23 protein-coding genes and 1 pseudogene are annotated in these 23,856 nt (G+C 73.5%); 10 read left to right on the forward strand and 14 right to left on the reverse strand.

What is annotated here, in order from left to right:
- The first annotated feature begins 82 nt into the window (after positions 1–82).
- Entirely contained in the window at positions 83–814 is a 732-nt protein-coding gene (locus AB0D10_RS15355) for a maleylpyruvate isomerase family mycothiol-dependent enzyme (RefSeq protein ID WP_360255899.1), read from the forward strand.
- A gap of 60 nt (positions 815–874) precedes the next feature.
- Positions 875–1,528 (forward strand): MBL fold metallo-hydrolase, encoded by a 654-nt coding sequence (locus AB0D10_RS15360; protein ID WP_360255901.1) that lies wholly within the window; start codon positions 875–877, stop codon positions 1,526–1,528.
- 98 nt (positions 1,529–1,626) lie between these two features.
- Here AB0D10_RS15360 and AB0D10_RS15365 read toward each other — a convergent pair whose 3' ends face one another.
- The 4 genes from AB0D10_RS15365 to zapE all read right to left on the reverse strand — a co-directional run bounded on the left by AB0D10_RS15365 (position 1,627) and on the right by zapE (position 6,918).
- Positions 1,627–2,607: a TerC family protein gene (locus tag AB0D10_RS15365; protein ID WP_360255903.1), complete on the reverse strand. Its 981-nt coding sequence runs from the start codon at positions 2,605–2,607 to the stop codon at positions 1,627–1,629.
- 192 nt (positions 2,608–2,799) lie between these two features.
- On the reverse strand, positions 2,800–3,378 hold the full coding sequence (locus AB0D10_RS15370) for a TerD family protein (RefSeq protein ID WP_360255905.1): 579 nt from the start codon (positions 3,376–3,378) through the stop codon (positions 2,800–2,802).
- A 251-nt stretch (positions 3,379–3,629) separates the two neighbouring features.
- A complete protein-coding gene (gene uvrB / locus AB0D10_RS15375) occupies positions 3,630–5,720 on the reverse strand; it encodes an excinuclease ABC subunit UvrB (protein ID WP_360255908.1) in 2,091 nt (696 codons plus the stop codon).
- Between the two features lie 151 nt (positions 5,721–5,871).
- Positions 5,872–6,918 carry a cell division protein ZapE gene (gene zapE / locus AB0D10_RS15380; protein WP_360256025.1) on the reverse strand — a complete coding sequence of 349 codons (1,047 nt, stop codon included), beginning with the start codon at positions 6,916–6,918 and terminating at the stop codon, positions 5,872–5,874.
- Positions 6,919–7,031: 113 nt separating this feature from the next.
- On the opposite strand from zapE, the gene AB0D10_RS15385 reads away from it, so the two are divergent.
- The 4 genes from AB0D10_RS15385 to msrB all read left to right on the forward strand — a co-directional run bounded on the left by AB0D10_RS15385 (position 7,032) and on the right by msrB (position 10,376).
- On the forward strand, positions 7,032–7,802 hold the full coding sequence (locus AB0D10_RS15385) for a pyrimidine reductase family protein (protein ID WP_360255910.1): 771 nt from the start codon (positions 7,032–7,034) through the stop codon (positions 7,800–7,802).
- 73 nt (positions 7,803–7,875) lie between these two features.
- Positions 7,876–8,337 (forward strand): indole-3-glycerol phosphate synthase, encoded by a 462-nt coding sequence (locus tag AB0D10_RS15390; RefSeq protein WP_360255912.1) that lies wholly within the window; start codon positions 7,876–7,878, stop codon positions 8,335–8,337.
- 196 nt (positions 8,338–8,533) lie between these two features.
- Positions 8,534–9,943, forward strand: coding sequence for a UDP-N-acetylmuramate--L-alanine ligase (gene murC / locus AB0D10_RS15395; RefSeq protein WP_360255915.1), 1,410 nt, complete (start codon positions 8,534–8,536; stop codon positions 9,941–9,943).
- Between the two features lie 28 nt (positions 9,944–9,971).
- The gene (msrB, locus tag AB0D10_RS15400; RefSeq protein WP_360255917.1) at positions 9,972–10,376 is read left to right on the forward strand and encodes a peptide-methionine (R)-S-oxide reductase MsrB; all 405 of its coding nucleotides are present in this window, start codon (positions 9,972–9,974) and stop codon (positions 10,374–10,376) included.
- A 63-nt stretch (positions 10,377–10,439) separates the two neighbouring features.
- On the opposite strand, the gene AB0D10_RS15405 is transcribed toward msrB, so the two are convergent.
- The 7 genes from AB0D10_RS15405 to AB0D10_RS15435 form a co-directional block, all read right to left on the reverse strand.
- A complete protein-coding gene (locus AB0D10_RS15405) occupies positions 10,440–11,636 on the reverse strand; it encodes a cytochrome P450 (protein ID WP_360255919.1) in 1,197 nt (398 codons plus the stop codon).
- Complete coding sequence (locus tag AB0D10_RS15410) at positions 11,633–12,196, reverse strand: ATP/GTP-binding protein (RefSeq protein WP_360256028.1); 564 nt, start codon at positions 12,194–12,196, stop codon at positions 11,633–11,635. The genes AB0D10_RS15405 and AB0D10_RS15410 overlap by 4 nt, the downstream gene beginning before the upstream one ends.
- 103 nt (positions 12,197–12,299) lie before the next feature.
- The gene (locus AB0D10_RS15415; RefSeq protein ID WP_360255921.1) at positions 12,300–12,653 is read right to left on the reverse strand and encodes a DUF742 domain-containing protein; all 354 of its coding nucleotides are present in this window, start codon (positions 12,651–12,653) and stop codon (positions 12,300–12,302) included.
- Positions 12,650–13,081, reverse strand: coding sequence for a roadblock/LC7 domain-containing protein (locus AB0D10_RS15420; RefSeq protein ID WP_360255923.1), 432 nt, complete (start codon positions 13,079–13,081; stop codon positions 12,650–12,652). The genes AB0D10_RS15415 and AB0D10_RS15420 overlap by 4 nt, the downstream gene beginning before the upstream one ends.
- Complete coding sequence (locus tag AB0D10_RS15425) at positions 13,078–15,009, reverse strand: ATP-binding protein (RefSeq protein ID WP_360255925.1); 1,932 nt, start codon at positions 15,007–15,009, stop codon at positions 13,078–13,080. The genes AB0D10_RS15420 and AB0D10_RS15425 overlap by 4 nt, the downstream gene beginning before the upstream one ends.
- A 105-nt stretch (positions 15,010–15,114) precedes the next feature.
- Complete coding sequence (locus AB0D10_RS15430; RefSeq protein WP_360255928.1) at positions 15,115–16,128, reverse strand: MBL fold metallo-hydrolase; 1,014 nt, start codon at positions 16,126–16,128, stop codon at positions 15,115–15,117.
- Positions 16,129–16,249: 121 nt separating this feature from the next.
- Positions 16,250–16,558: a hypothetical protein gene (locus AB0D10_RS15435; protein ID WP_360255930.1), complete on the reverse strand. Its 309-nt coding sequence runs from the start codon at positions 16,556–16,558 to the stop codon at positions 16,250–16,252.
- A 386-nt stretch (positions 16,559–16,944) separates the two neighbouring features.
- Here AB0D10_RS15435 and AB0D10_RS15440 point away from each other — a divergent pair.
- The 3 genes and pseudogenes from AB0D10_RS15440 (at position 16,945) to AB0D10_RS15450 (ending at position 20,280) form a co-directional block, all read left to right on the forward strand.
- Positions 16,945–18,248, forward strand: a pseudogene (locus AB0D10_RS15440) (DUF692 domain-containing protein).
- A 30-nt stretch (positions 18,249–18,278) separates the two neighbouring features.
- Positions 18,279–19,370, forward strand: coding sequence for a TIGR04222 domain-containing membrane protein (locus tag AB0D10_RS15445; RefSeq protein WP_360255932.1), 1,092 nt, complete (start codon positions 18,279–18,281; stop codon positions 19,368–19,370).
- Between the two features lie 127 nt (positions 19,371–19,497).
- Entirely contained in the window at positions 19,498–20,280 is a 783-nt protein-coding gene (locus AB0D10_RS15450; RefSeq protein WP_360255935.1) for a TIGR04222 domain-containing membrane protein, read from the forward strand.
- A 277-nt stretch (positions 20,281–20,557) separates the two neighbouring features.
- On the opposite strand, the gene hemQ is transcribed toward AB0D10_RS15450, so the two are convergent.
- Genes hemQ through AB0D10_RS15465 form a run of 3 tightly spaced genes read right to left on the reverse strand, consistent with a single transcriptional unit; the run spans position 20,558 to position 23,335 of the window.
- On the reverse strand, positions 20,558–21,283 hold the full coding sequence (gene hemQ / locus AB0D10_RS15455) for a hydrogen peroxide-dependent heme synthase (protein WP_360255937.1): 726 nt from the start codon (positions 21,281–21,283) through the stop codon (positions 20,558–20,560).
- Positions 21,280–22,710, reverse strand: coding sequence for a protoporphyrinogen oxidase (gene hemG / locus AB0D10_RS15460; protein ID WP_360255940.1), 1,431 nt, complete (start codon positions 22,708–22,710; stop codon positions 21,280–21,282). The genes hemQ and hemG overlap by 4 nt, the downstream gene beginning before the upstream one ends.
- A 34-nt stretch (positions 22,711–22,744) precedes the next feature.
- Complete coding sequence (locus tag AB0D10_RS15465) at positions 22,745–23,335, reverse strand: Uma2 family endonuclease (protein ID WP_360255942.1); 591 nt, start codon at positions 23,333–23,335, stop codon at positions 22,745–22,747.
- Between the two features lie 55 nt (positions 23,336–23,390).
- On the opposite strand from AB0D10_RS15465, the gene AB0D10_RS15470 reads away from it, so the two are divergent.
- The gene (locus tag AB0D10_RS15470; RefSeq protein ID WP_360255944.1) at positions 23,391–23,831 is read left to right on the forward strand and encodes a DUF523 domain-containing protein; all 441 of its coding nucleotides are present in this window, start codon (positions 23,391–23,393) and stop codon (positions 23,829–23,831) included.
- Positions 23,832–23,856: the final 25 nt, after the last annotated feature.

A 23,856-nucleotide genomic window follows, 5' to 3' on the forward strand; every position in this document is an offset into this window, starting at 1 on the left:
GGATCCGGCGGTAGCGTCGGCCTGGTCAACGAGCGAAGCCCCGCGCGGGCAACGCGCCGTCTCCCGACAGAAGGCAGATTCGATGACCGACCCGCAGTCCGCCGCCTCCGCCGCCGCCTGGCTCGGCCAGGTCGAGGAGAGCACCCAGCGCCTGCTGCAGACCGCCGCCGCGCTGAAGCCGGACGCAGTCGGCGAGCCCTCCGCGCTCCCCGGCTGGACCCGCGGCCACGTGCTGGCCCACCTCGCCCGCAACGCCGACTCCCTGGTCAACCTGCTCGACGGGGCCCGCACCGGCACCGACATCCCGCAGTACGCGAGCAACGAGGTCCGCGACGCCGACATCGAGCGCGACGCGCCCCGCCCGCTCGACGTCCACCTCGCCGACCTGCGCGCCTCGCACGCCCGCTTCGCCGAGGCCGCCGCGCTGATGACGCCCGAGGCCTGGGAGGCGTCGGTCAGGCACCGCACCGGCTACGTCTTCCCGGCCTCCGACATCCCGCACAAGCGCCTGCTGGAGGTCGAGTACCACCACGTCGACCTGGACGCCGGCTACGGTCCCGGCGAGTGGCCGGAGGAGTTCGCCGTCGAGGAGTTCCACAAGCTCGTGCGGAAGCTCCACGGCCCCGGACTGCCCCTCGTCGAGGTGCACGCGGAGGACACCGGACGGTTCGGCCTGATCGGCACCGGCACCCCTTCGCTGACCGTCGAGGGCCCCCAGCGCGAGCTCACCGCCTGGCTCTCCGGCCGCTCCGACGGCGCCGGCCTGCGCCGCACCCCCGACACCGCCCTCCCCCGGCTTCCCCCGATGGGCTGACGGCGCGAGGATGGCCCTGAACCCTGTTGGCGGGTCCGGACTAGGACGAGGAGCGGACGGATGACGTACCACGGAGCGGTCAAGGTCGGCGGGCCGCCGGACGTGCGCGAGCTGGCCCACCTGATCATCACCAAGGTGGCCGTCGGCCCGTACGACAACAACACCTACCTGCTGCGCTGCCGGGCCACCGACGAGCAGCTGCTGATCGACGCGGCCGCCGACGCCCCGGTGCTGCTGGAGACCGTCGGGGACGACCTCGAAACCGTGGTCACCACCCACCGGCACCACGACCACTGGGGCGCACTGGCCGAGGTGGTCGCCACCACCGGCGCCCGCACCGCCGCCGGCGAGCACGACGCCGAGGGCATCGACGTCCCCACCGAGCTGCTGCTCGCCGACGGCGCCACGCTGCGCGTCGGCGACGTCGAGCTCACCGTCCGCCACCTGGTCGGGCACACCCCGGGCGCGATCGTGCTGATCTACGACGACCCGCAGGGCCACCCGCACGTCTTCACCGGCGACTGCCTGTTCCCCGGCGGAGTCGGCAACACCTGGGGCGACCCGAAAGCCTTCACGAGCCTCTTCCGGGACGTCAACGAGAAGATCTTCGACGCCCTCCCGGACGAGGCCTGGGTCTACCCCGGCCACGGCAACGACACCACCCTCGGCACCGAGCGCCCGCACCTCGACGAGTGGCGCGAGCGCGGCTGGTAGTCCGCGCCCCCGGGCGCACGGAAGGGGCCCCCGCGACCGACGACGGTCGCGGGGGCCCCGGTGTCCGGCCGCGGGCCCGGGCGCCCCGGGCCCGCGCCTCAGGCGTCGAGCTTCTCGGGCTCGCGCTCGGCCTCGGTGGCCTTCTTCGAGGCCCGCAGGCTGGTGAACGTGGTGACGGCCAGCACCACCACGATGAAGCCCAGCGAGAACGGGATGCCGATCTCCGGAACGTTCGCCCCGGCCTCGTGCGCGGCGTGCAGCACCAGCTTCACGCCGATGAAGCCGAGGATCACCGACAGGCCGTACGACAGGTGGACCAGCTTCTTCAGCAGGCCGCCGATCAGGAAGTACAGCTGGCGCAGTCCCATCAGGGCGAAGGCGTTGGCCGTGAAGACGACGTACGGGTCCTGGGTGAGGCCGAAGATGGCCGGGATCGAGTCCAGGGCGAACAGCACGTCCGTGGTGCCGATCGCCAGCATCACGATCAGCATCGGGGTGATCAGCCGGCGGCCGTTCTCCCGGATGAACAGCTTGGTGCCGTGGTACTTGTCGGTCGACGGGAAGCGCTGCGTGATGGACTTGAGCAGGCGGTTCTCCTCGAACTCCTCCTCCTCTTCCTCTGCCCGGGCCTCCTTGATCAGCTTCCAGGCCGTCCAGATCAGGAAGGCGCCGAAGATGAAGAACACCCACGAGAACTGGGAGACCAGCGCCGCACCGCCGGCGATGAACACCGCCCGGAGCACCAGCGCGATGATCACGCCGAACATCAGCACGCGCTGCTGGTAGATCCTCGGCACCGCGAACTTGCCCATGATCAGGATGAACACGAAGAGGTTGTCGACGCTGAGCGACTTCTCGGTGATGTAGCCGGCGAAGAACTCACCGGCCGGCTGGGCGCCGGAGTGCCACCAGAGGAACCCGCCGAAGATCAGTGCCAGCACGACCCAGACGGCCGTCCAGATCCCGGCCTCCTTGATCGAGACCTCGTGCGGCTTGCGGCCACCGATGAAGAAGTCGGCCACGATCAGCGCGATCAGCACACCGATCGTGGTGACCCACATGGTTACGGAAACGTCCACTACTGCTCCTCCGGCAGGTAGGCGAGACAGTCATCGTCACTTGCCGGAGGTCTCTTCCGCCCATCGGGCCAGCGCCCCGGGGTGCCACGACGGGCACCCGTGATGACGGGGTCGGCTGTCGAGGAATACTCCCCTCCGCTGCCGTCAACAGTAACAGGGAAGGCAAAGAAAGGTAAAGAAGGTAAAGGACCGTCAGAGGTAGGGCTCGATCGCCGGCAGCAGGTCCTGGAAGGTGCGCCCCTTCGCCGGGGCGCCGATCGCCTGCATCTCCCAGCCGCCGTCGCCGTCCCGCACCACCTTGGCCATGATCTGGCCGGTGTGCGGCCCGCCGCCCGCCAGCTCGTAGCGGGCCAGTTCCAGCCCGGTGGCCTCGTCCACCAGGCGGCAGTGCGCCCGCTGCACCTCGGCGAAGGTCTGCCCGGTGTAGGAGCTCACCGTGAACACCACCTGGGTGATGTGCGGCGGCACGTGCATCAGGTCGACCAGGATCGCCTCGTCGTCCTCCTGCCCCGAGCCGCCCTCCAGGTTGTCCCCGGTGTGCCGGACGGAGCCGTCGTTGCTCTCCAGGTGCTGGAAGAACACCACGTCGGACGGGGTCCGCTCGGCGTACAGCAGCGCCGAGGCGTCCAGGTCGATCGTCCTGGTGCGGCTGCCGAACAGGCCCCGCTTGGGGGCGGCCTGCCAGCCGAGGCCCATCCGGACCACGATCAGGGCAGCGCCCGCCCCCTTCTGGAGGCTGACCCGCTGCCCCTTGGCAAGGTTCACCGACACGACGTTGTCCTCTCTGCCGGCCACGCGGTCGCTGCCGCCCGGCTCCCCGGTGGAACACCCCGTCGCCGTCCCCCGGCTGAGGCCCCCTCTGCTACGGCCCGCGCCCGTCCCGTGGGCGCGATGCCGCAGGCCAGCCTAGGCCCTGCGACACCCCGACCTCCCCAGGGTTTCCCCGTTTGTGGCAAGGCTGAGACACCGCCGGGCTTGACCGGTGCCATTCCGGCCAGGCCCGGGCCCCGCCCTCCGGTCGGCTACGCCACACCCGCCTCGCGCATCTGTCGCAGTTCCTTCTTCAGCTCCTTGACCTCGTCGCGGAGCCGGGCCGCGACCTCGAACTGCAGATCGGCGGCGGCCGTGTGCATCCGGTCGGTCATCTCCTGGATCAGGTCCGCCAGCTCGGCGGCCGGCAGGGACTTGGCGGGCTTGCGCTCCGAGCCCAGCGACGGCACCGGGGCCTTGCCCTTGCCCTGGCCGCGGTAGCCGGTGGAGAGCAGCTCGTCGGTGTCCACGTCCTCGCGGGCGAGGGTGTCCAGGATGTCGCCGATCTTCTTCCGCAGCGGCTGCGGGTCGATCCCGTGCTCCTTGTTGTAGGCCTGCTGCACGGCCCGCCGGCGGTTGGTCTCGTCGATCGCCTTCTCCATCGAGGGCGTGATCCGGTCCGCGTACATGTGGACCTGGCCGGAGACGTTGCGGGCCGCGCGGCCGATCGTCTGGATCAGCGAGGTGCCGGAGCGCAGGAAGCCCTCCTTGTCCGCGTCCAGGATCGCCACCAGCGACACCTCGGGCAGGTCCAGGCCCTCGCGCAGCAGGTTGATGCCGACCAGCACGTCGTACCGGCCCGCCCGCAGTTCGCGCAGCAGCTCCACCCGGCGCAGGGTGTCCACGTCGCTGTGCAGGTACCGGACCCGGATGTCCAGGCCGAGCATGTAGTCGGTGAGGTCCTCGGCCATCTTCTTGGTCAGCGTGGTGACCAGCACGCGCTCGTCCCGCTCGACCCGCCGGCGGACCTCGTGCACCAGGTCGTCGATCTGGCCCTCGGTCGGCTTGACGATCACCTCGGGGTCGATCAGGCCGGTCGGGCGGATGATCTGCTCGACCTGGCCGTCGCCGCGCGACAGCTCGTACGGGCCGGGCGTCGCCGACAGGTACACCGTCTGGCCGATCCGCCCCAGGAACTCCTCCCACTTCAGCGGGCGGTTGTCCATCGCGGACGGCAGCCGGAAGCCGTGCTCGACCAGGGTGCGCTTGCGCGAGGCGTCGCCCTCGTACATCGCGCCGATCTGCGGGACGGTGACGTGCGACTCGTCGATGACCAGGAGGAAGTCCTCCGGGAAGTAGTCGAGCAGGGTGTTCGGCGGGGAGCCGGGCTCGCGGCCGTCGAAGTGCATCGAGTAGTTCTCGACGCCCGAGCAGGTGCCGATCTGGCGCAGCATCTCGATGTCGTACGTGGTGCGCATCCGCAGCCGCTGGGCCTCCAGCAGCTTGCCCTGCTTCTCCAGCCTGGCGAGCGTCTCCTCCAGCTCCTTCTCGATGCCGGTGACCGCGCGCTCCATGCGTTCGGGGCCGGCCACGTAGTGCGAGGCGGGGAAGACGTACACCGACTCGTCCTGGCTGATGATCTCGCCGGTGAGTGGGTGCAGGGTGTACAGGGCCTCGATCTCGTCGCCGAACATCTCGATCCGGACGGCGAGCTCCTCGTAGACCGGGAAGATCTCGATGGTGTCGCCGCGCACCCGGAAGGTGCCGCGGGTGAAGGCGACGTCGTTGCGGGCGTACTGGATGTCCACGAAGCGGCGCAGCAGGTCGTCCCGGTCGATCTCCTGGCCGATCCTGAGCGGCACCATCCGGTCCACGTACTCCTGCGGCGTACCGAGGCCGTAGATGCAGGAGACGGACGCGACCACGATCACGTCCCGGCGGGTGAGCAGCGAGTTGGTCGCCGAGTGCCGCAGCCGCTCGACCTCCTCGTTGATCGAGGAGTCCTTCTCGATGTAGGTGTCCGTCTGCGGGACGTACGCCTCGGGCTGGTAGTAGTCGTAGTACGAGACGAAGTACTCGACCGCGTTGTTCGGCAGCAGTTCGCGGAACTCGTTGGCCAGCTGGGCGGCCAGCGTCTTGTTCGGCGCCATCACCAGGGTGGGCCGCTGCAGCTTCTCGATCATCCAGGCCGTGGTGGCCGACTTCCCGGTGCCGGTGGCACCGAGCAGCACGACGTCCTTCTCCCCTCCCCTGATCCGCCGCTCCAGCTCGGCGATCGCCGCCGGCTGGTCGCCGTTCGGCTGGAAGGGACTGACGACCTCGAAGGGCGCCACGGACCGCTCAATACTCGTGATGGGACGCACGACTCCACCGTACGACCCACCACTGACAGGAGGTGCCGGTTCGCTCAGGCCGCGTGTGCCTCGAAGCTCATGGCCGGCTCTCGGGCCGGATCGATCCGCACGACGGAGTCGAAGGCGGCGGCCAGCCGCTCGATCAGCGGGAGGTCACGGCTCAGGCCTTGGCGCTGTCCCGGGCGAGGGCGACGAGGCGGGAGATCGCGCGCAGGTACTTCTTGCGGTAGCCGCCGCGGAGCATCTCCTCCGGGAAGACCCGGTCGAAGGGCAGGCCGGAGGCGGTGATGGGGAGTTCGCGGTCGTACATGCGGTCGGCGAGCACCACCAGGCGCAGAGCGGTGGACTGGTCGTCGACCTGGTGCACGCCGCGCAGGCAGACGGCGGTGACGTCGTCCAGCAGCGCGCCGTAGCGGCTGGGGTGGACGGCGGAGAGGTGGGCGAGCAGGGCGTCGAAGTCGTCCAGGGAGGCGCCGGGAGTGCCGGCGGCGGCGGCCTCGACGGCCTCGTCGGAGTACGGCGGCGGGGCGTCGGGCAGGCCGCGGTGGCGGTAGTCCTGGCCGTCGATCCGCATCGGCCGGAAGTGCGCGGACAGGCCCTGGATCTCGCGCAGGAAGTCGGCGGCGGCGAAGCGGCCCTCGCCGAGCTTCTCCGGCAGGGTGTTCGAGGTGGCGCACAGCTTGACGCCGTTGTCGACCAGGCGGCCGAGCAGGGTCGAGACCAGCACGGTGTCGCCCGGGTCGTCCAGCTCGAACTCGTCGATGCAGAGCAGCGTGTGCCCGGAGAGGGTCTGCACCGCCTGCTGGAAGCCGAGCGCGCCGACCAGGTTGGTCAGCTCGACGAAGGTGCCGAAGGCCTTGGGGCCGGGGGCCGTGTGCCACAGCGAGGCGAGCAGGTGGGTCTTGCCGACGCCGTAGCCGCCGTCGAGGTAGACCCCGGCCGGGCCGGTGGGCGCGGGGGCGGAGCGGCGGAACCAGCTGCGCTTGGGTGCCGAACCGTTTCCTCCGGCGAGGGTGGCCGCGAACTGCTCCAGGACCTGGACGGCCTCGTACTGGCTCGGCTGGGTCTGGTCCGGGATGTACGACCCGAAGCTCACGCCCGCGAACCGGGGCGGCGGGACCATCTCGGCGACCAGCCGCGCGGCGGGCACCACGGGGCGACGGTCGGTGAGCGCGATCGGGGAGCCGGCCGCGCCGGCGGTGGCTATGGACTCGGTCGCGGTGTCGGGGCGGGAGGCTGCGGGCACATCAGTAGAGGGTACGCCTGGTCCCGGCCGCCTCCGAACCGCCTCCGGGTGACGCCCGGTGGAACACTGAGGGCATGCAACAGTTGATCAGCCCGCTGGGTGCGCCGGTCTCCGATCCGGCCGCGCTGGAGTCGCTCGCCGCCGTGTACGCGTACCCCGAACAGGTGAATCGGGGCCGTCCGTGGCTGCGCGCCAACATGGTGTCGGGCCTGGACGGCGGGGCGCGGCTCGACGGCCTGTCCGAAGGGCTCTCCGGCGACGCCGACAAGCGGATCTTCGGGGTGCTGCGCGCCCTGTCCGACGTGGTGCTGGTGGGTGCGGAGACGGTCCGCGCGGAGGGCTACCGACCGGCCCGGGCCCGCAAGGAGTTCGCGGCGGCCCGGACGGCGGCGGGCCAGGCACCGGCCCCGGTGATCGCGGTCGTGACCCGCTCGCTGCAGCTGGACCTGACCGCGCCGCTGTTCACGGAACCGCTGGTCAGGACGGTGGTGATCACCACCGAGGACGCCCCCGCGGAGCGCCGCCGGGAGGTCGCCGAGGTGGCCGACCTGGTGCTCGCCGGCACCGGTTCGGTGGACCTGCGGGCGGGCCTGGCGGCACTGGCCGAACGGGGCTGGACGCGGCAGCTGACCGAGGGCGGCCCGCGGCTGCTGGGGCAGCTCGCGGCGGCGGACCTGCTGGACGAGCTGTGCCTGACGCTGGCCCCGCTGCTCACCGGCGGCGACGCGCCGCGCATCCTCCACGATGCGCAAATGCCTGACGTGCAGCGGATGCGACTGGTCTCATTGATCGAGCAGAAAGGATTCCTCTTCACCCGCTACCTGCGTCACCCGGGTTCGGAATGACCCCGTGACCCCCCGGTCGTGATGCCGTTATGCGATGCCGGGGCCCGGGGGCCGGCCACTGGAAGGGACTCACGTGTTCAAGACGGTACTGATGATCGAAAAGGCTCTCTCCGACGCGGACGTGGAGCTCGTCACCACGCTCCACAGCGACGAGGAGGTCTCCTTCGTCGTCCTCATGCAGCCGCGCGGCAGGCAGGACGAGCTGCTGCGGGCACTGGACGACGTCGCCCTCGGCCACCTCGACAAGGTGAGGCACGAGCACGACGAGTCCGAGACCGGGCCGACCGTGGCCACCGAGTCGCTGGAGCACAGCCTGCGCCACCTGCGCTCGGCCGGGGCCGAGGCGGTGGGCGAGCTCGTCGAGGACAAGCCCCTGGAACGGCTGCGCGCGGTCGTCGAGGAGCACCGGGCGGACGAGGTGGTGGTGCTCACCTCACCGCACTTCGTGGAGGAGTTCTTCCACCGCGACTGGGCCTCCCAGGCCCGGCACAAGGTGGGGGTCCCGGTGCTGAGGCTGTTCGCCAGCGACTCCTAGGGACCGCCGCCCGGGGCGGGAGGTCCGGCGACGGACCCCGGCTCCGCGCGTCGGTGGTGCAGAATCGTCCTTGCGGTCCGCCCGCGAGGACGGTTCTGACGTGCGTGACGTGTGTGACGTCCCTGACGTCCGTGCCGTCGACGCGCACCGACCCGTCCGCCCGACCTGTCTGCCCCCGCCCGTACGGAGCCACGCCTTGAACGACGCCGCGCACGACCTGCACGCCCCGCACTTCATCGGCATCGGCGGCGCCGGGATGTCCGGCCTGGCGAAGATCCTCGCAGTGCGCGGTGCCAGCGTCTCCGGCAGCGACTCCAAGGAGTCCGAGACCGTCCTCGCGCTGCGCGCCCTCGGCGCCACCGTGCACGTCGGCCACGCCGCCGAGCACGTGCCGGACGGCACCAGCAGCGTGGTCGTCTCCAGCGCGATCCGCGCCGACAACCCGGAGCTGGCCGCCGCCCACGAGCGCGGCATCCCGGTGGTGCACCGCTCCGACGCGCTGGCCGCGCTGATGGGCGGCCGCCGCGCGCTCGCGGTCGCCGGCACCCACGGCAAGACCACCACCACCAGCATGCTCGCCGTCGCCCTCGGCGAGCTGGGCCTGGACCCGTCCTACGCGATCGGCGGCGACCTCGACGCCCCCGGCTCCAACGCCCACCACGGCACCGGCGAGGTCTTCGTCGCCGAGGCCGACGAGAGCGACCGCAGCTTCCACAAGTACGCGCCCGAGGTGGCGATCGTGCTCAACGTGGAGCTGGACCACCACGCCAACTACGCCTCGATCGACGAGATCTACGAGTCCTTCGAGACCTTCGTCGGCCGGATCGTCCCCGGCGGCACCCTGGTGGTCTCGGCCGACCACGACGGCGCCCGTGAGCTGACCTCCCGGGTGGCCGGCCGCGAGGGCCTGAACGTGGTCACCGTCGGATCCGCCGAGGACGCCGACGTGCGGGTGCTCTCGGTGGTCGCCCGTGGCATGACCAGCGAGGTCACCGTCGTCCTGGACGGCACCGAGCTGACCTTCACCGTCTCGGTGCCCGGCCGCCACTACGCCCACAACGCGGTCGCCGCGCTGGCCGCCGGCGTGGCGCTGGACGTCCCGGCCGCCGACCTGGCCAAGGCGCTCGGCGCCTACACCGGCGTGCGCCGCCGCCTGCAGCTCAAGGGCGAGGCCGCCGGCGTCCAGGTGATCGACTCCTACGCCCACCACCCGACCGAGATGACCGCCGACCTGGAGGCGATCCGCGAGGGCCTGGAGGGCGAGGGCCGGGTGCTGGTGGTCTTCCAGCCGCACCTGTTCAGCCGCACCCAGCAGCTCGCCGAGGAGATGGGCCGGGCCCTGGCGCTGGCCGACGCCTCGGTGGTGCTGGACATCTACCCGGCCCGCGAGGACCCGATCCCGGGCGTCACCAGCGAGCTGATCATCGACGCCGCCCGCCGGGCCGGCGCCGAGGTCACCGCCGAGCACTCCTTCGCCGCCGCCCCCGCCCTGTTGGCAGGCCTCGCCCGCCCGGGCGACCTGCTGCTCACCATGGGCGCGGGCGACGTCACCAACCTCGGGCCCGAAATTCTCGAACACCTCGCGAACGTTGCCTCCAACGTCTGACGTACGTCCACCGCGACCGGGAGCCGTGATGAGCTACGAGATCGAGAAGTCCGACGCCGAGTGGCGCGCCCAGCTCAGCCCCGAGGAGTACCACGTGCTCCGCGAGGCGGGCACCGAGCGCCCGTTCACCGGCGAGTACACCGACACCAAGACGGTCGGCGTCTACGGCTGCCGTGCCTGCGGCGCGGAGCTGTTCAGCTCCGCGACCAAGTTCGACAGCCACTGCGGCTGGCCGTCGTACTTCGCACCGCTGGCCGAGGACCGGGTCCAGTACATCGAGGACACCTCGCTCGGCATGCGCCGGGTCGAGGTGCGCTGCGCGCGCTGCGGCGGGCACCTGGGGCACGTCTTCGAGGGCGAGGGCTACGGCACGCCGACCGACCAGCGCTACTGCATCAACAGCATCTCGCTGACGCTCAAGCCGGCCGAGTAGCGGCGGCCGCGCCGAGGGCCCGGACACCACCCGCGGTGTCCGGGCCCTCGGGCCGTCCGGACGCTACCCGGCGACCGGCTCGAAGCGGACCGGGAGGTGTACCAGGGCGCGGTGGAACGGGCCCGGGCGCCAGAGCAGTTCCTCGGCCGGGGCGGCCAGTTCGAGGTCGCTGAGCCGACTGCCCAGCTGCTCGATCGCGGTGATCGAGATCAGCAGGGCCGGGTCGCGGGCCGGGCAGGCGTGCGGGCCGGCCGCCCAGGCCAGGTGGGCGCTCTCGCCGCTGCGCAGCGCGCCGGCGTCGTCGGTGGGCGGCGCCGCCTGGGAGTTGGCGGCCGCGTAGGAGACCAGCAGGAGGGTCCCGGCCTTGATCTCGCGGCCGTGGAAGACGATGTCGTAGCGCGGGTAGTGGGCGGAGAGGTTCGCCAGCGGCGGCTCGTGCCAGAGCACCTCGTCGATCGCCTGGTGGGCGGTCATCGCGCCACCGAACAGCGAACCGGCGTAGCGGGCGTCGGTGAGCAGGCGCAGCAGGGCGTTGCCGATCAGGTTGGTGGTCGGCTCGTGCCCGGCGATCATGGTCAGGGTGATCTGGCGGATCGCCTCGTCGTCGTCCAGTCCGAGCGGGTGGGTGACGAACCAGGAGGCGAGGTCGTGCCGGGGGCGCGCGCGGCGCTCGGCGACCATGGCGGTGACGACTGCGAGCAGCTTCCCGTACGCGGCGCCGGCCTGCGCGGTGGACTCGATCAGCCCGGTGATCGCGGCGACCACCTCGGCGTGCTGCGCCTCGGGCACCCCGAACCAGGTGGTGAGCACGGAGGCGGGCAGCTGGCGGGCGTACTCGGCGATCAGGTCGGCGCGGCCGACCGCGGCGAAGCGGTCGATCAGCCGGTGGGCGGTCTCGGCGACCTGGCGCTGCAGCCGGTGCGGTTCGAACAGCGCGAGGGCGTCGGTGATCACCGCGCGGTAGCGCGCGTGCGTCTCGCCGTCGCTGAACAGGGCCGTCGGACGGTAGCCGAGGACCGGCAGCAGCGGGGAGTCCGGCGGCACGGTCCGCTGCCAGGCGCGGGAGTCCTTGGAGAAGGTGTCGCTGTCGCGCAGCAGGTCCAAGGCGGCCTGGTAGTCGGTGACCAGCAGGGCCTCGACGCCGGGCGCGACCTCCACCGGGGCGACCGGGCCGTGCCGGCGCAGCCGCTCGTAGACCAGTTGGGGGTCGGCGGCGAAGACCGGGCCGTGGATCGGGGTCGGGCGGGTCTCGACGGTCACGGGCGCTCCTGGGTGGCGGTGGAGGCGGCGGCGGGCAGGGCGTCGAGGACGTGCTCGGCCAGCGCGATCAGCGCGTCCAGGCTGGCCTCGCGCTCGCGGGCGTCGCAGAGCAGCAACGGGGTGGCGGGGTGCAGGTCCAGGTGCGCGCGGAGCACCTCGACCGAGTGGACCGGCGCGTCCGGGAAGCAGTTGACGGCGACGGCGTACGGCAGGCCCTGCTCCTCGACCATGTCCATGATCTCGAAGGAGTCGGCCAGCCGGCGGGTGTCGGCGAGCACCAGGGCGCCGAGGGCGCCCCGGGCGATGTCCTGCCAGAGCGGGAAGAACCGGCGCTGGCCGGGGGTGCCGAACATGTAGAGCACGACGTTGCCGGGCAGGGTGAGGCGGCCGAAGTCCACCGCGACGGTGGTGTGGGTCTTCTCGGGCAGGCCGGCGAGGTCGTCCACCGGCCGGCCGGTCTCCGTCATCGCCTCCTCGGTGTGCAGGGTGGCGATCTCCGAGAGGGTGCGGATGAGCGTGGTCTTGCCGACGCCGAACGGGCCGGCGACCACCAGCTTCATCAGGGTCTGGTCCCGGTCGGGCAGGTAGCCCACCCGGTCCGGCTGGTCGGCCGAGCGGTCGGCGGGCCGTCCGACGGGCTGGTCGACCGGATCGCCGGCCCGGTCACCGGAGCGCACGGAGTCCAACGAGGAGCCTCTCGACGATGGAACGGTCGGTCTGCTGGGCGGGCGGGATCGGCGCGCGGGCGTGCAGGCAGCCCGCCTCGACCAGATCGGCCGCGAGGAAGACGGTGGCGCTGACCGGCAGGCGCAGGTGCGCGGCGGCCTCCACCACGGTCAGCGCGCCGGGGCGCAGCAGTTCCCAGAGCCGGCGGTGTTCGGGTTCGAGCCCGGTCGGCGGTTCGGCGCGGTCGGCGAACAGGACGGTCAGCCGCTCGAAGCCCTCGGTGCCGGGGCGGCTGCGGCCGCCGGTGGCCAGGTAGGCGGGCACCATCCGCCTGCGGGGGACGGCGGTCATGACCGGGCTGTGTCGTCCTGTCGCCGGGACGGGCTCGCGAGCGCGCGGCCCAGCGCGGCGACCTGCACCTGCATCTGGTAGGACACGTTGCCGAGTTGGGCGTCGGGGGTGGTGAACACGGCGAGCGAGGTGTTCTCCCCGGCCGGGACCACGATGGCGTAGCCGAGGTCGGACTCCACCACGGTCTGGGCCAGCCGGGGCCGCTCGGAGTCGGTGAACGCGGTGGTGAACGCGCGGGCGGAGGCGTGCACGGTGGCGGTCATCGCGGCGACCCGCTCGGCGGAGGCCCGGCCCAGGCCCGCCGAGGCGCCTTCGACCAGGCCGTCCCCGGTGGCGATGACCGCGTGCAGCACCCCCGGCAGCTCCAGCAGCGGGGTCAGCACCCACGAGATCTCGTCGGTGGCGGTCGGGCTGGGCGAGCTGCTCACTGCTCGGCTCCTTCTAAGGTCGTCGGGCCGGTGGCGTGGTCACCGGTGGGGCGGTCGGCGGTGGTGTCGCCGGGGATGGTGGGCGTGCTGGTTCCGGTTCCGGTGCTGCGGGCGGGGCTCGTGCCGGTCCCGGTCGCGGCGCTCCCGCGGGCGGCCTCGGCGACGGCGGCGCGGCCGGAGTCGGTGCCCCGCTGCAGCGCCTGCCAGTGGGCGGCGGCCCGTTCGGGGGTGCGGCCGGGTACCGGGGTGGTGGCGGAGGCGGTGGCGGTGGGCGCACCGGCCTCCTCGGCGGCCAGCGGGCGGCGGCGCCGCCGGGTGGGCAGGCCGGTGCCGTCGTCCCCCGGGGAGTCCGGGGAGTCCGGGGAGTCCGGGGCACCCGAGGCGTCGGGGCCGCCCGAAGAGGCCGGACGGCCCGGGAGGGGCGGGAAGCCCGGTGAGCCCGGGACGCCTGCCGGGCCGACGGCGTTCGCGGCGTCCGCACCGCCCGCGCCCGGGTCGGGCACCACGTGGATGGCGGGTGCCGGGTGCGGTCCGGGCTGGTTGTGGCGGTCGGCGAGCTGCGGGCCGTCCTGCTCGTCGGCGTCGCGCATCGGCGGTACCGCGGCGACGGTGGGCGCGAGGACGGGCCCGGAACCGGCCCGCAGCGGCAGCGGGGTGAGCACCGACAGCGGCTGCTCGTCGTCGACGACGGTCACCAGCCCGGCCGGGATGCGCAGGATGGTCCGCATGCCGCCGTACGGCGAGGGCTCGATGTGGCAGGCGAAGCCGTACTGGCGGGCGAGCTTGCCGATCACCGCGAAGCCGGTCTTGGGCGGGTTGCCGAGCTCGGTGAGCAGGAGGTCCGGCGGGCCGGCGAGCAGTCGGCGGGCCCGGCGCAGCTGGTCCTCGTCCATGCCGATGCCGCTGTCGTCGACGATCACCAGCGCGCCGCGGCCGCCCTGCTGGACGGTCACCGGGACGTCGGTCTCCGGGTGGGAGTAGGCCGTGGCGTTGGCGAGCAGTTCGGCGATGGTGACGGCGATCGGCTCCGCGGCCCGGGCGACCACGGCGAGCCGCTGCTCGCGCAGGTGGTTGGCGACCTTGATCCGGGCGTAGCCGGGCACCCGGGACAGCGCGCCGACGACGACCTCGGCGAGCGGCGAGTCGGTGCGGGCCAGGCCCGGCCAGGCCTCGCAGAGCACCGCGACGGTCTGGATCCGGCGCAGCGCGACCTCGTTGCGGAAGTCGACCTCCAGCAGCCGGGGGTCGTCGTTGTCGTGCTGGAGCTGCTGGACCAGGCTCTGGATCTGGTAGAGCAGGGTCTGGATCCGGGAGGTGGCGCCGCGCATGGCGGCGCGGGCGGCGGCGTCGACCCGTTCGCGCTCGTCGGCGAGGGCGGCGGCGGTGGCGTCGAGGACGGACTGCAGCGCCCGGACGGCCTCCGGGCCGACGGTCTGCGGGGCCAGCGGGCCGACCAGCGGGGCGTTGGTGTGGGTGAGCCGTACGGCGGTGGCGGCGACCCGTTCCTGGGCGAGGTGGCCGATCTCGGCGAGCAGCGCGGCGGCGCGCGCCTCGGCGGCGGCGAGGCGGTGGTCGGCCTCCTCGGCGCGGGCGGCCGCGGCGGCGCCCTGCCGGCCGGCGTCCCGGACGGCGTCCTGCGCCTCCAGGGCCGCCTCCTGCGCTTCGCGGACGGCGTCCTCGGCAACGCGGGTGCGGCCCTCGGCCCGCCGGGCCTCGTCGGTGGAGCGCCGGGCGGTCTCCTGCGCCTCGCGCAGCTGCTGCTCGGCGCGGGCGAGGCGGCCCTCGGCGACCCGGGCGCGCTCCTCGCCCCGGGTGAGCGCGGTCTCGGCGGCCGCGGCCCGGGCGATGGCCCCGGCCCGGCCGCGGGCGAGCAGGACCGTGGCCACGGCGGCGACCAGCGCCAGGGCGGTCAGCGCGATCTGCGTCATCGGAGTCCTCGGGGTGCGGGCGGGTCGGGCCGGGCAGGGGTGGTTCCGGGCCGGGGCCCGGGCCGGTTCCGGGGTCGATTCCGGCGGCCGGTTCCGGGCCCGGGGTCAGTTCCGGGCGGTGCGCGGGCGCGGGATCCGGGCGGCGGCGTCCTCGGCCAGCTCCCGGGCGACCAGGGCGACCTGTCCCATGGCGTCCAGCACGCCCGGCGTCGCCGAGCCGTCCAGGTGCCGGTACTCGGCCGCGACGGTGAGCACCAGCCGCTCGGGCAGGCCGAGTTCGGGGTGGCGCTGCTCGGCGATCACCCGCCGGGCGGCGTCCAGGGCGGGTATCCCGGCGGCGTGCAGGGAGTGGGCGCGGTCGCGGACGTACGTCAGGTAGCCGATGTGCTCGCGGACGCCCGCGCGGTCGAGCACCGGGCCGTGGCCGGGGACGAAGATCTCCGCGCCGGTGGCCAGGGCCTGCTCGCAGGCGCCGATGATGTTCTCCAGCGGGCCGGCCCAGTGCGAGGGGTGGTCGCCGGGCTGCTCGGGCGTCGAGGAGAAGATCACGTCGCCGGTGAACACCGCGCGCTGGTGCGGGAGGTGGACCATCAGGTCGCCGCCGGTGTGGGCGGCGGGCAGGCTGGTGATCTGCACGGGGTAGCGGCCGATCCGCAGCTCCAGCTCGCCGGTGAAGACGGTGTCCGGGTGGACCGGGTCGGTGGCGGACCAGTCGAAGCGCCCGAAGTGCTCCTTGAGGTAGCCGCCGAGCGGGGAGTCGGGGTCGCTGTCGGCGACCAGCGCGTGCTGCTGCTGCGGGGTGGGCTCCCAGTGGATGTGCTCCAGTGCCTCGCGGGTGGCGATCACCTCGGCGTCCGGCACCACCCCGGCGCCCCACAGGTGGTCGCCGTTGGCGTGGGTGACGACCACCCGGTCGACCTCGACCCCGGCGGGCAGCAGCCGGCGGCTCGCGGCGAGGAACTCCCCGGCCATCGAGGGGTCGTAGGGGGTGTCGATCCAGAGCGCGGTCGTCTCGGAGACCAGCAGGCCGCAGTTGGCCAGGCCCCAGCCCCGCTTCGGGGGGAGCCACACGTACAGGTCCTCGGCAATCGCGCTCACGTTCGCGCGGTTGATCGTCATGTGCGCGATTATGCCCATGATGTGTCAAGAGCGGGGCAAAACCTGTACGACCGACAGGAGTTCGTGACCCGGTCTCTCCCGTGCTGTCCTGATTCGCACCACGTGGTCGAGACCAATTGTCTCACTGCTCGGGACGACTGGCGGACACCTCGCCCCGGAAGCCCGACGGGACGTCGGCCCGGGGCGCGGGCAGGGCGCGGCAGACCTCGACCGTGACGTCCACGGTGTCCAGCCCGATCACCCGGCCCTCGACCGCGACGAATCCTTTCTCCCCCGAGCGGAAGAGCGCTGCCAGCGGCGAGTTCCGGTTCGCCGTGGTCAGCGCCTCCACCGCCATCGCGGAGCCGAAGGCGAACACCCCGCAGAGCACGACACAGGGCGCGTGCCGCGGGGTGCGGGTCACGAAGACGAAGCCGTGGTCACGGATCACTCAGAATCACTGTTCCGAGGGTCACTTCGGGCGCTTGATCCCCTTGCGCTCCCCCGCACAGCGCTCGTACCCCAGCCACGCGTCGATCGCGGTCGACGGATCGTCAAAGAGGTCATCGATTCCGACGCCGGCCGTTGCCGCCCCCTCCGCCGCCTCCGAATTCCGCCCCGGTGGGGCGTCCTTCCGGCGGGGACGTCCGCCGCCCGGGGCCGGGGTCCCACAGCACCGTGACGGCAAGCTCAAATAATGCTCTGAGAAGACCGGTTGAGGCTTGGCAGCCACCCCGCCCGGGGACATCCTCAGCAACACGGCCGCGTGGTCCTGGCGACGACGCCCGCACCACCCGACGGCCCTTCCCACCCCAGCCCTCCGAAGGGGGCGAACCGATGACTTCCCCTGCCCTGGACCTGCCCGCACGGGCCACCTCCGGCGACACCGCCCCCACCCGCCTGGGCGTCGGCCTCGGCTGGCGCCCCGAGATCGACACCGTCGTCGAACGCCAGCCCGGCCTGGACTGGGTCGAGGTGGTCGCCGAGAACGTCTGCGCCGGCCACCTGCCCGACTCACTGGCGGTGCTGCGCGAACGCGGCGTCACCGTCGTCCCGCACGGCGTCGGCCTCGGCCTCGGCGGCGCCGACCTGCCCGACCCCGGCCGTCTCGCCCGGCTCGCCGACACCGCGCTGGCGCTCGGCTCCCCGCTGGTCACCGAGCACCTGGCCTTCGTCCGGGCCGGCGGCCTGGAGGCCGGCCACCTGCTGCCCGTCCCCCGGACCCGGGACTCGCTGCGGGTGATCGCCGAGAACGTCCGGATCGCCCAGGATCAGCTCCCGGTGCCGATCGCCCTGGAGAACGTCGCCGCCCAGCTCGCCTGGCCGGACGACGAGTTCACCGAGGGGGAGTTCCTCGCCGAGCTGGTCGGGCGCACCGGTGTCCGGCTGCTGATCGACGTCGCCAACCTGCACACCAACCGGGTCAACCTCGGCGTCGACCCGGCCGCCGAACTCGACCGCCTGCCGCTGGAAGCGCTCGCCTACGTCCACGTCGCGGGCGGCACCCTGGTCGACGGGACCTGGCACGACACGCACGCCCACCCCGTCACCGAACCGGTGCTGGAGGTGCTGGCCGAGCTCTGCGCTCGGGTGGCGCCCCCCGGCGTCCTGCTGGAACGGGACGCGAACTTCCCGCCGCCCAGCGAGTTGGCCGGTGAACTGGACGCCATCCGCCGGGTGCTGGAGGGGAGCACCCGGCGATGAGCGACCCCACCACGGACCGGGAGCACCCCGGCGACCGGGACACCGCCGCCGCCCGGGAACGCCTGGCCCGCCGCCAGGCGGAGCTGCTGGCCGCCCTGGTCGCCGGCGGGCCCGTCCCGCCCGGCTTCGACCCGGCCCGGGTCCGCGCCCAGTCCACCGGCCTCGCCGCCAAGCGGCGGGACACCACCGCCAAGGTGGCCCCGGACCTCCCCCGCCTCATCGGCGAGCGGTACGGTCCGCTCTTCCTCGGCTACGCCCGCACCCACCCGCAGACCGGCGGCTACCGCGCCGACGCCCGGGCCTTCGCCCAGTGGGTGCTCACCGACGGCGGCCCGCTCGCCGCCGACCACCGCCGGGCCCTGGAGCAGTGGCTCCACCCGGCACCCGTACGGCCGACCGGCCCGCTGGCGCGTCTGCGCCGGGCCCTGCGCGGCTAGCGACCCATCGTCACCCCGGGGGAACCGCCCATGTGGCACAACAGCTACTTCATCGTCCCGGCCGTCCTGCTGGCGGCCGCCACCCTGTACGCCGTCCGGGCCCGGCAGCGCATCGGCCACGTCCCGCACGCCAAGGGCCTGCCCGGCCGCGGTCTGCCGCTGCTCGACGCCGCGTTCCTGGCCGGCGGACCGGGCCGGGTGTTCGACACCGCGCTGGTCCGGATGCACATGAGCGAGCAGGTCGTGATCAGCCGCTCCGGCCTCGTCACGCTCGTCGGCGCCAAGCCGTACGACGCCGTCGACCAGGCGATCCAGGAGGCCGCCGGGCCCACCGGCAGCCGCGAGATCGCCCCGCTGCGCCGGATGGTGATGCGCTCCGCCGCCGTCCAGGAGGTCGGCGACCGGCTCGCCGACCGCGGCCTGCTGCGCCGCCCCGAGCGGATGCGGCGGGCCCGGACCGCCCGCCGGCTGCTCTGGCAGGCGATGCTCGTCGTCGTGGCCTTCGCTGTGGCCTCCGAACTGGTCGACGACGGTGCCCCCGGCCACGACCGCCCCAACCTGTGGATCCCCGGCCTCCTGCTGTTCGCCGGCGCCTTCGCGCTGCTCGCCACGCCGCTGGTCAAGGGCCGGATCACGCCGGCCGGGACGCGTCAGCTGACCCTGATGGACGGCTCGCCGTGGACGCCGCACTCCGGCGTGTCGCCCAGGCTGGCGGGCGGCGCGCTGCTGGGCGCGCTCGCCCTCGGCGGACTGGCCGCCGCCGGGCTGGACGACCAGGAGCTGGAAGCCGCGATGCTGGCGGCCACGGCCGAGGAGGAGGCGATGCGGCAGGCCGCCGCGAACTCGTCCTCGTTCATGTCCTCCTCGTCGTCGTCCTCGTCCTCGTCGTCCTCCTCCTGCGCGTCGAGTTCCTGCGGCGGCTCCGCCTCCTGGTGCGGCTCCTCCGACTCCGGGTCCTCCGGCAGCAGCTGCGGCTCGTCGAGCTGCGGGTCCTCGTCCAGCAGCTGCGGATCCTCGTCCTCCAGCTGCGGCTCGTCCTCCTCCAGCTGCGGGTCCTCGTCCAGCTGCGGCTCGTCCTCCAGCTGCGGGTCGAGCTGCGGCGGCGGCGGTTGCGGCTCCTGACAGCCGCCCCGCACGGGTGCGGGGCGGCCCCCGCGGCCGCGGCCCGTCCCCGGGCCGACGTCACAGTTCGGTATCGCGGACCGGGAAGTCGTTCCCCGCACCAGCGGGCCAGGCATACAACAAGGCCATGTGGTTGCTGTTCCTCATACCGGCCTGTGTCGCGGCGGTGCTCTCCTGCCTCCGGCTGGTCCGGATGACCGCCACCGCCGACGCCCTCGCCGAACAGGACGGGCTGCGCCCGCCGGAAGCCGTCGGCATCGGCCTGTACGAGACCGCCTACCTGGCCGGCGGCCCGGACCGGGTGGTCGAACTGGCCCTCGTCCTGATGGCCGGCCGGGGCCGCCTGCACCTGGCGCACACCGGCTGGACCACCGTCGTCGACCCCAGGGGCCGCAGCCGGCTGGAACGGGCGGTCATCGCCACCGTCGGCCCCGAGGGCCAGTGCCGCACGGACGAACTGCGCCGCGCGATGGCCGAGCACCCCACCGTGCTGGAGATCGGCGCCCGGCTCTCACTGGCCGGCCTCGCCACCCCGGCACTGGTGCAGCGCAGCACCGTCGTGGTGGTCCGGCAGGTCCGCCACGCGCTGCTGCTCTCCCTGCTCCTGCTGGCCGCCTCGCTGGCCGTCAGCGGCTTCACCGGCGGAAACGCCCTCGCCCCGCTCGCCTGGTTCTCGCTGCCGCTGGTGCTCACCTCGGGCACCCTGCTGATGGCCCGGGTCGATGTCTACCCCTACACCCGCTGGGCCTCCCCGATCGGCCAGGAAGTGCTGCGCGAGGTCCGCCCCGCCCGCCAGCGCGGCCTCGCCGACGACGAGGAGCGCGAACTGCTCACCGCCGTCGCCATGAACGGCCCCGCCGTCCTCCCCGACGCCCGGCTGCGCGCCGCCCTGCGCCCGCACCGCACCTGAGCCCGCCCCGGGACGGAAGACCGGCTGCGCCCGCACCGCACCTGAGCCCGCCCCGGGACGGAAGACCGGCTGCGCCCGCCCCGACGAGCGGGGCACGCTCCCGCCCACGGACGAACGCGGCCCCGCCGAGCACCGCGACCCGGGCTGCCGAGTCGGCACCGGCACCGCCGCCGTGCTGCGCGAATTCGCCGGGCCGCTCCGGTAGCGACGCCCGCGGGAACGCCGGGAGGCCGGTCCCCGTGCGTACGGGGCCGGCCTCCAGGGGAACCGCGGTCGCTCAGACCAGACCGTTGAGCAGCTCGATGAGCGGCTTGCGGCGACCGGTGAAGAACGGCACCTCCTCGCGGACGTGCAGCCGGGCCCGGGACGGGCGCAGGTCGCGCATCAGGTCCACGATCCGGTGCAGCTCGTCCGCCTCGAAAGCGAGCAGCCACTCGTAGTCGCCGAGCGCGAACGAGGCCACCGTGTTGGCCCGCACGTCCGGGTAGCCGCGCGCCATCTTGCCGTGCTCGGCGAGCATCGCGCGCCGCTCCTCGTCCGGCAGCAGGTACCACTCGTAGGAGCGGACGAACGGGTACACGCAGACGTAGTCGCGGGCGCGCTCGTCGGCGAGGAAGGCCGGGATGTGCGACTTGTTGAACTCGGCCGGGCGGTGCAGCGCCATGTTCGACCAGACCGGCTCCAGCCGGCGGCCCAGGCCGGTGCGGCGGAAGCGGTTGTACGCCTCCTGCAGGTCGTCCGAGTCCTCGGCGTGCCACCAGACCAGGATGTCGGCGTCCGCGCGCAGACCGGAGACGTCGTACGTGCCGCGCACGATCACGTCCTTGGCGGCCAGCTGCTCGAACAGCCCGTCCACCTCGGCGGCCAGGGCGGCGCGGTCCTCGGGCAGGGCGTCCTTGAGCTTGAACACCGACCACATGGTGTAGCGGATGACCTGGTTCAGGTCGCGCGCCTTCTTCTTCTCGGGCCGCTGCTCCGGCTCCCGCTCAACGCTCTCAGTCATGCGCCCATTGTCCTCTCCGTGGAACCTTCCCCGGTCGCCGGGGTCAACAGTCTGTCGACGGCGGCGGCCGCGGCCGCCGCCGAACCGATGCACGCCGGAATGCCCACCCCGTCGTACGCGGCGCCGCACAGCGCCAGCCCGCCCACCCGCTCGGCCGCCGCCCGGGCCCGGGCCACCTTGTCCGGGTGACCGACCGGGTACTGCGGCAGGCCTGCCGCGAACCGTGAGACGAAGGTGTCGTACGGCCGGGCGGTCAGCCCGATCGCCTCCCCCAGGTCCGCCAGCGAGCGGGCCACCAGCTCCTCGTCCGGCAGGCCCAGCGCCTCCTCCTCGCGGTGCCGGCCCAGCGAGGTGCGCAGCAGGAACGCGTCCGGCGCGGAACGCTCCAGCCAGCCCCACTTGTTGGAGGAGAAGGTCGACGCCTTGATCCGCCGCCCGTCCACCGGCGGCACCAGGAACCCGCTGCCGCTGGGGAGTTCGGCCAGGTCGGAGCGCCGGAACGCCAGCGTCACCAGCGCCATGCCCGCGTACTCGACGGTGTCCAGCTCGGCGGCGGCCGCCGGGGCGTCCGCGCGCAGCAGCCGGGCCGCGGCCGGGGCCGGGACGGCCAGCACCACGGCGTCGGCGCGCAGCACCTCACCGCCGGTCACCACCCGCCAGCCGTCGGGGGTACGGCGCAGCTCGTCCACCGGGGCGTCCGTCCGCAGGTCCGCACCCGCCTCGACGCAGGCCGCGGCGACCGCCTGCGGCAGGGTGCCGAGACCGCCGCGCAGGCCGTTGAACACCGGGGTGCCGACCGTCTTCGGCCGGGACGCCAGCTCGTGCACCCCCTCGACCAGCGAACCTCCGCCCCGGGCGATCGCCAGCAGCTGCGGCACGGCGGCCCGCAGCGAGATCTCGTCGGCGCGCCCGGCGTAGACGCCGCCCAGCAGCGGTTCGACCAGCCGGTCCACCACCTCCCGGCCCAGCCGGTCGGCGACGTAGCGGCCGATCGCGACGTCCTCCCCCACCTCGGTGCTCCGCTCGTGCCGGGCCCGTTCCAGGCCCTCGGCGGTGAGCACCCCGGACGCCGCCAGCGCCTCCAGGTCACCCGGCACGCCCATCACCTGCCCGCCCGGCAGCGGCCGCAGCGCCCCGCGTGTCCAGATCGCCGCCTTCGCGGTGGTCGGCGGCTCCAGTTCCCCGCCCAGCCCGACGGCCCGCGCCAGCTCCACCGCCTCCGGCCGCCGGGCCAGCACCGACTCGGCCCCGAGGTCCACCCGGACCCCGCCGACCTCACCGCCCCACAGCTTCCCGCCGAACCGTCCCGACGCCTCCAGCACCGTCACCCGGGCCCGGGCGGCGCCTCCGGCCGCTCCGCTCAGAAAAGCGGCCGCAGCCAGCCCCGCGATCCCACCACCGACGACGACGACGTGTGCATCCGACATGGTCCGAAGTCTCGCAGGTCCTTACACCGGAGCCTCAATCCCCTGCACGCCCGCTGCTCGGCACCAGGCCGTCCAGGTCGATCGTGACCGGGAACGGCACCGGGCGTTCGAGCGTGCCCCGGAAGATCCCGACCGGGGCGTAGGTGCCCGTCGCCCCATCCAGCTCGTAGACGTGCACGACCGGCAGGCCGTCCTCGTCCTCGACGATCCAGTAGTGCGGGATGCCGGCCTCGGCGTACTTGCGGACCTTGACCGTGCGATCGCGGTCGGCCGACTCCGGCGATACGACCTCGACGGCGAGCAGTACGTCGGCCGGGGCGTACCAGGTGCGGTCGGGGTCGTACTCCGCCGTGGCGACCACCACGTCCGGTTCCGGCCGGTTGCGCCGGTCGAGCTTGATCGTCATCTCACCCTCGGCCAGCGCTCCGTCCGGAACCGACCGCTCCAGCGCGTCGGTCAGCCGTCGCACGACCCGGGTGTGCCACGACCGCTGGGGGGACATCATGAAGACCAGCGCCCCGTCGATCAGTTCGGTGTGCCGCGGTGCCTGCGGCAGATGGTCGAGGTCGTCGGCGAACCAACCCTCGGCTCTGGGCGCGTACATCCAGTCCGGCAGCTCGCTCATGACCCCAAGATAGCGATTTCGAGGGCACGACGGACCGCCGCCCAGGCTGTGTGCCATGGAGCCGATCGTGGTGAGCGCGTGCCTGGCCGGGATCCCCTGCCGGTACGACGGACGGGCGAGGACCTCGGCGGACGCCGTGCGCCTGGTCGAGGAGGGGCGGGCCGTCGTGGTGTGCCCGGAGAGTGCGGGCGGGCTGCCGACGCCTCGGCCGCCGGCGGAGATCGTCGGCGGGGACGGCACGGATGTGCTGGACGGGCGGGCGCGGGTGGTGGACGCGACCGGGGCGGACTGCACCGGGGAGTTCCTGGCGGGTGCCCGGGCGACGCTCGCGGCGGCCGAGGCGGCGGGCGCACGGCGGGCCCTGCTGATGGCGCGCAGCCCGTCCTGCGGCTGCGGGCGGGTCTACGACGGCACGTTCACCGGGGAGTTGCGGCCCGGGGACGGCGTGACGGCGGCGCTGCTGCGCCGGGCGGGGCTCGAGGTGACCGCCGGGTAGGTCGTGCCCGCCCTGCTCCCGAGCC

Origin of the sequence: Kitasatospora sp. NPDC048545, from assembly GCF_040651155.1 — a bacterium.
Lineage (GTDB): Bacteria > Actinomycetota > Actinomycetes > Streptomycetales > Streptomycetaceae > Kitasatospora.

Coding starts and splice junctions, on each gene's coding strand:
- AB0D10_RS15355 (WP_360255899.1), top strand. CDS start 83: ATGACCGACCCGCAGTCCGCCGCCTCCGCCGCCGCCTGGCTCGGCCAG.
- AB0D10_RS15360 (WP_360255901.1), top strand. CDS start 875: ATGACGTACCACGGAGCGGTCAAGGTCGGCGGGCCGCCGGACGTGCGC.
- AB0D10_RS15385 (WP_360255910.1), top strand. CDS start 7,032: ATGCAACAGTTGATCAGCCCGCTGGGTGCGCCGGTCTCCGATCCGGCC.
- msrB (WP_360255917.1), top strand. CDS start 9,972: ATGAGCTACGAGATCGAGAAGTCCGACGCCGAGTGGCGCGCCCAGCTC.
- AB0D10_RS15410 (WP_360256028.1), bottom strand. CDS start 12,196: ATGAAGCTGGTGGTCGCCGGCCCGTTCGGCGTCGGCAAGACCACGCTC.
- AB0D10_RS15415 (WP_360255921.1), bottom strand. CDS start 12,653: ATGACCGCCGTCCCCCGCAGGCGGATGGTGCCCGCCTACCTGGCCACC.
- AB0D10_RS15425 (WP_360255925.1), bottom strand. CDS start 15,009: ATGACGCAGATCGCGCTGACCGCCCTGGCGCTGGTCGCCGCCGTGGCC.
- AB0D10_RS15430 (WP_360255928.1), bottom strand. CDS start 16,128: ATGACGATCAACCGCGCGAACGTGAGCGCGATTGCCGAGGACCTGTAC.
- AB0D10_RS15445 (WP_360255932.1), top strand. CDS start 18,279: ATGTGGCACAACAGCTACTTCATCGTCCCGGCCGTCCTGCTGGCGGCC.
- AB0D10_RS15450 (WP_360255935.1), top strand. CDS start 19,498: ATGTGGTTGCTGTTCCTCATACCGGCCTGTGTCGCGGCGGTGCTCTCC.
- hemQ (WP_360255937.1), bottom strand. CDS start 21,283: ATGACTGAGAGCGTTGAGCGGGAGCCGGAGCAGCGGCCCGAGAAGAAG.
- hemG (WP_360255940.1), bottom strand. CDS start 22,710: ATGTCGGATGCACACGTCGTCGTCGTCGGTGGTGGGATCGCGGGGCTG.
- AB0D10_RS15465 (WP_360255942.1), bottom strand. CDS start 23,335: ATGAGCGAGCTGCCGGACTGGATGTACGCGCCCAGAGCCGAGGGTTGG.
- AB0D10_RS15470 (WP_360255944.1), top strand. CDS start 23,391: ATGGAGCCGATCGTGGTGAGCGCGTGCCTGGCCGGGATCCCCTGCCGG.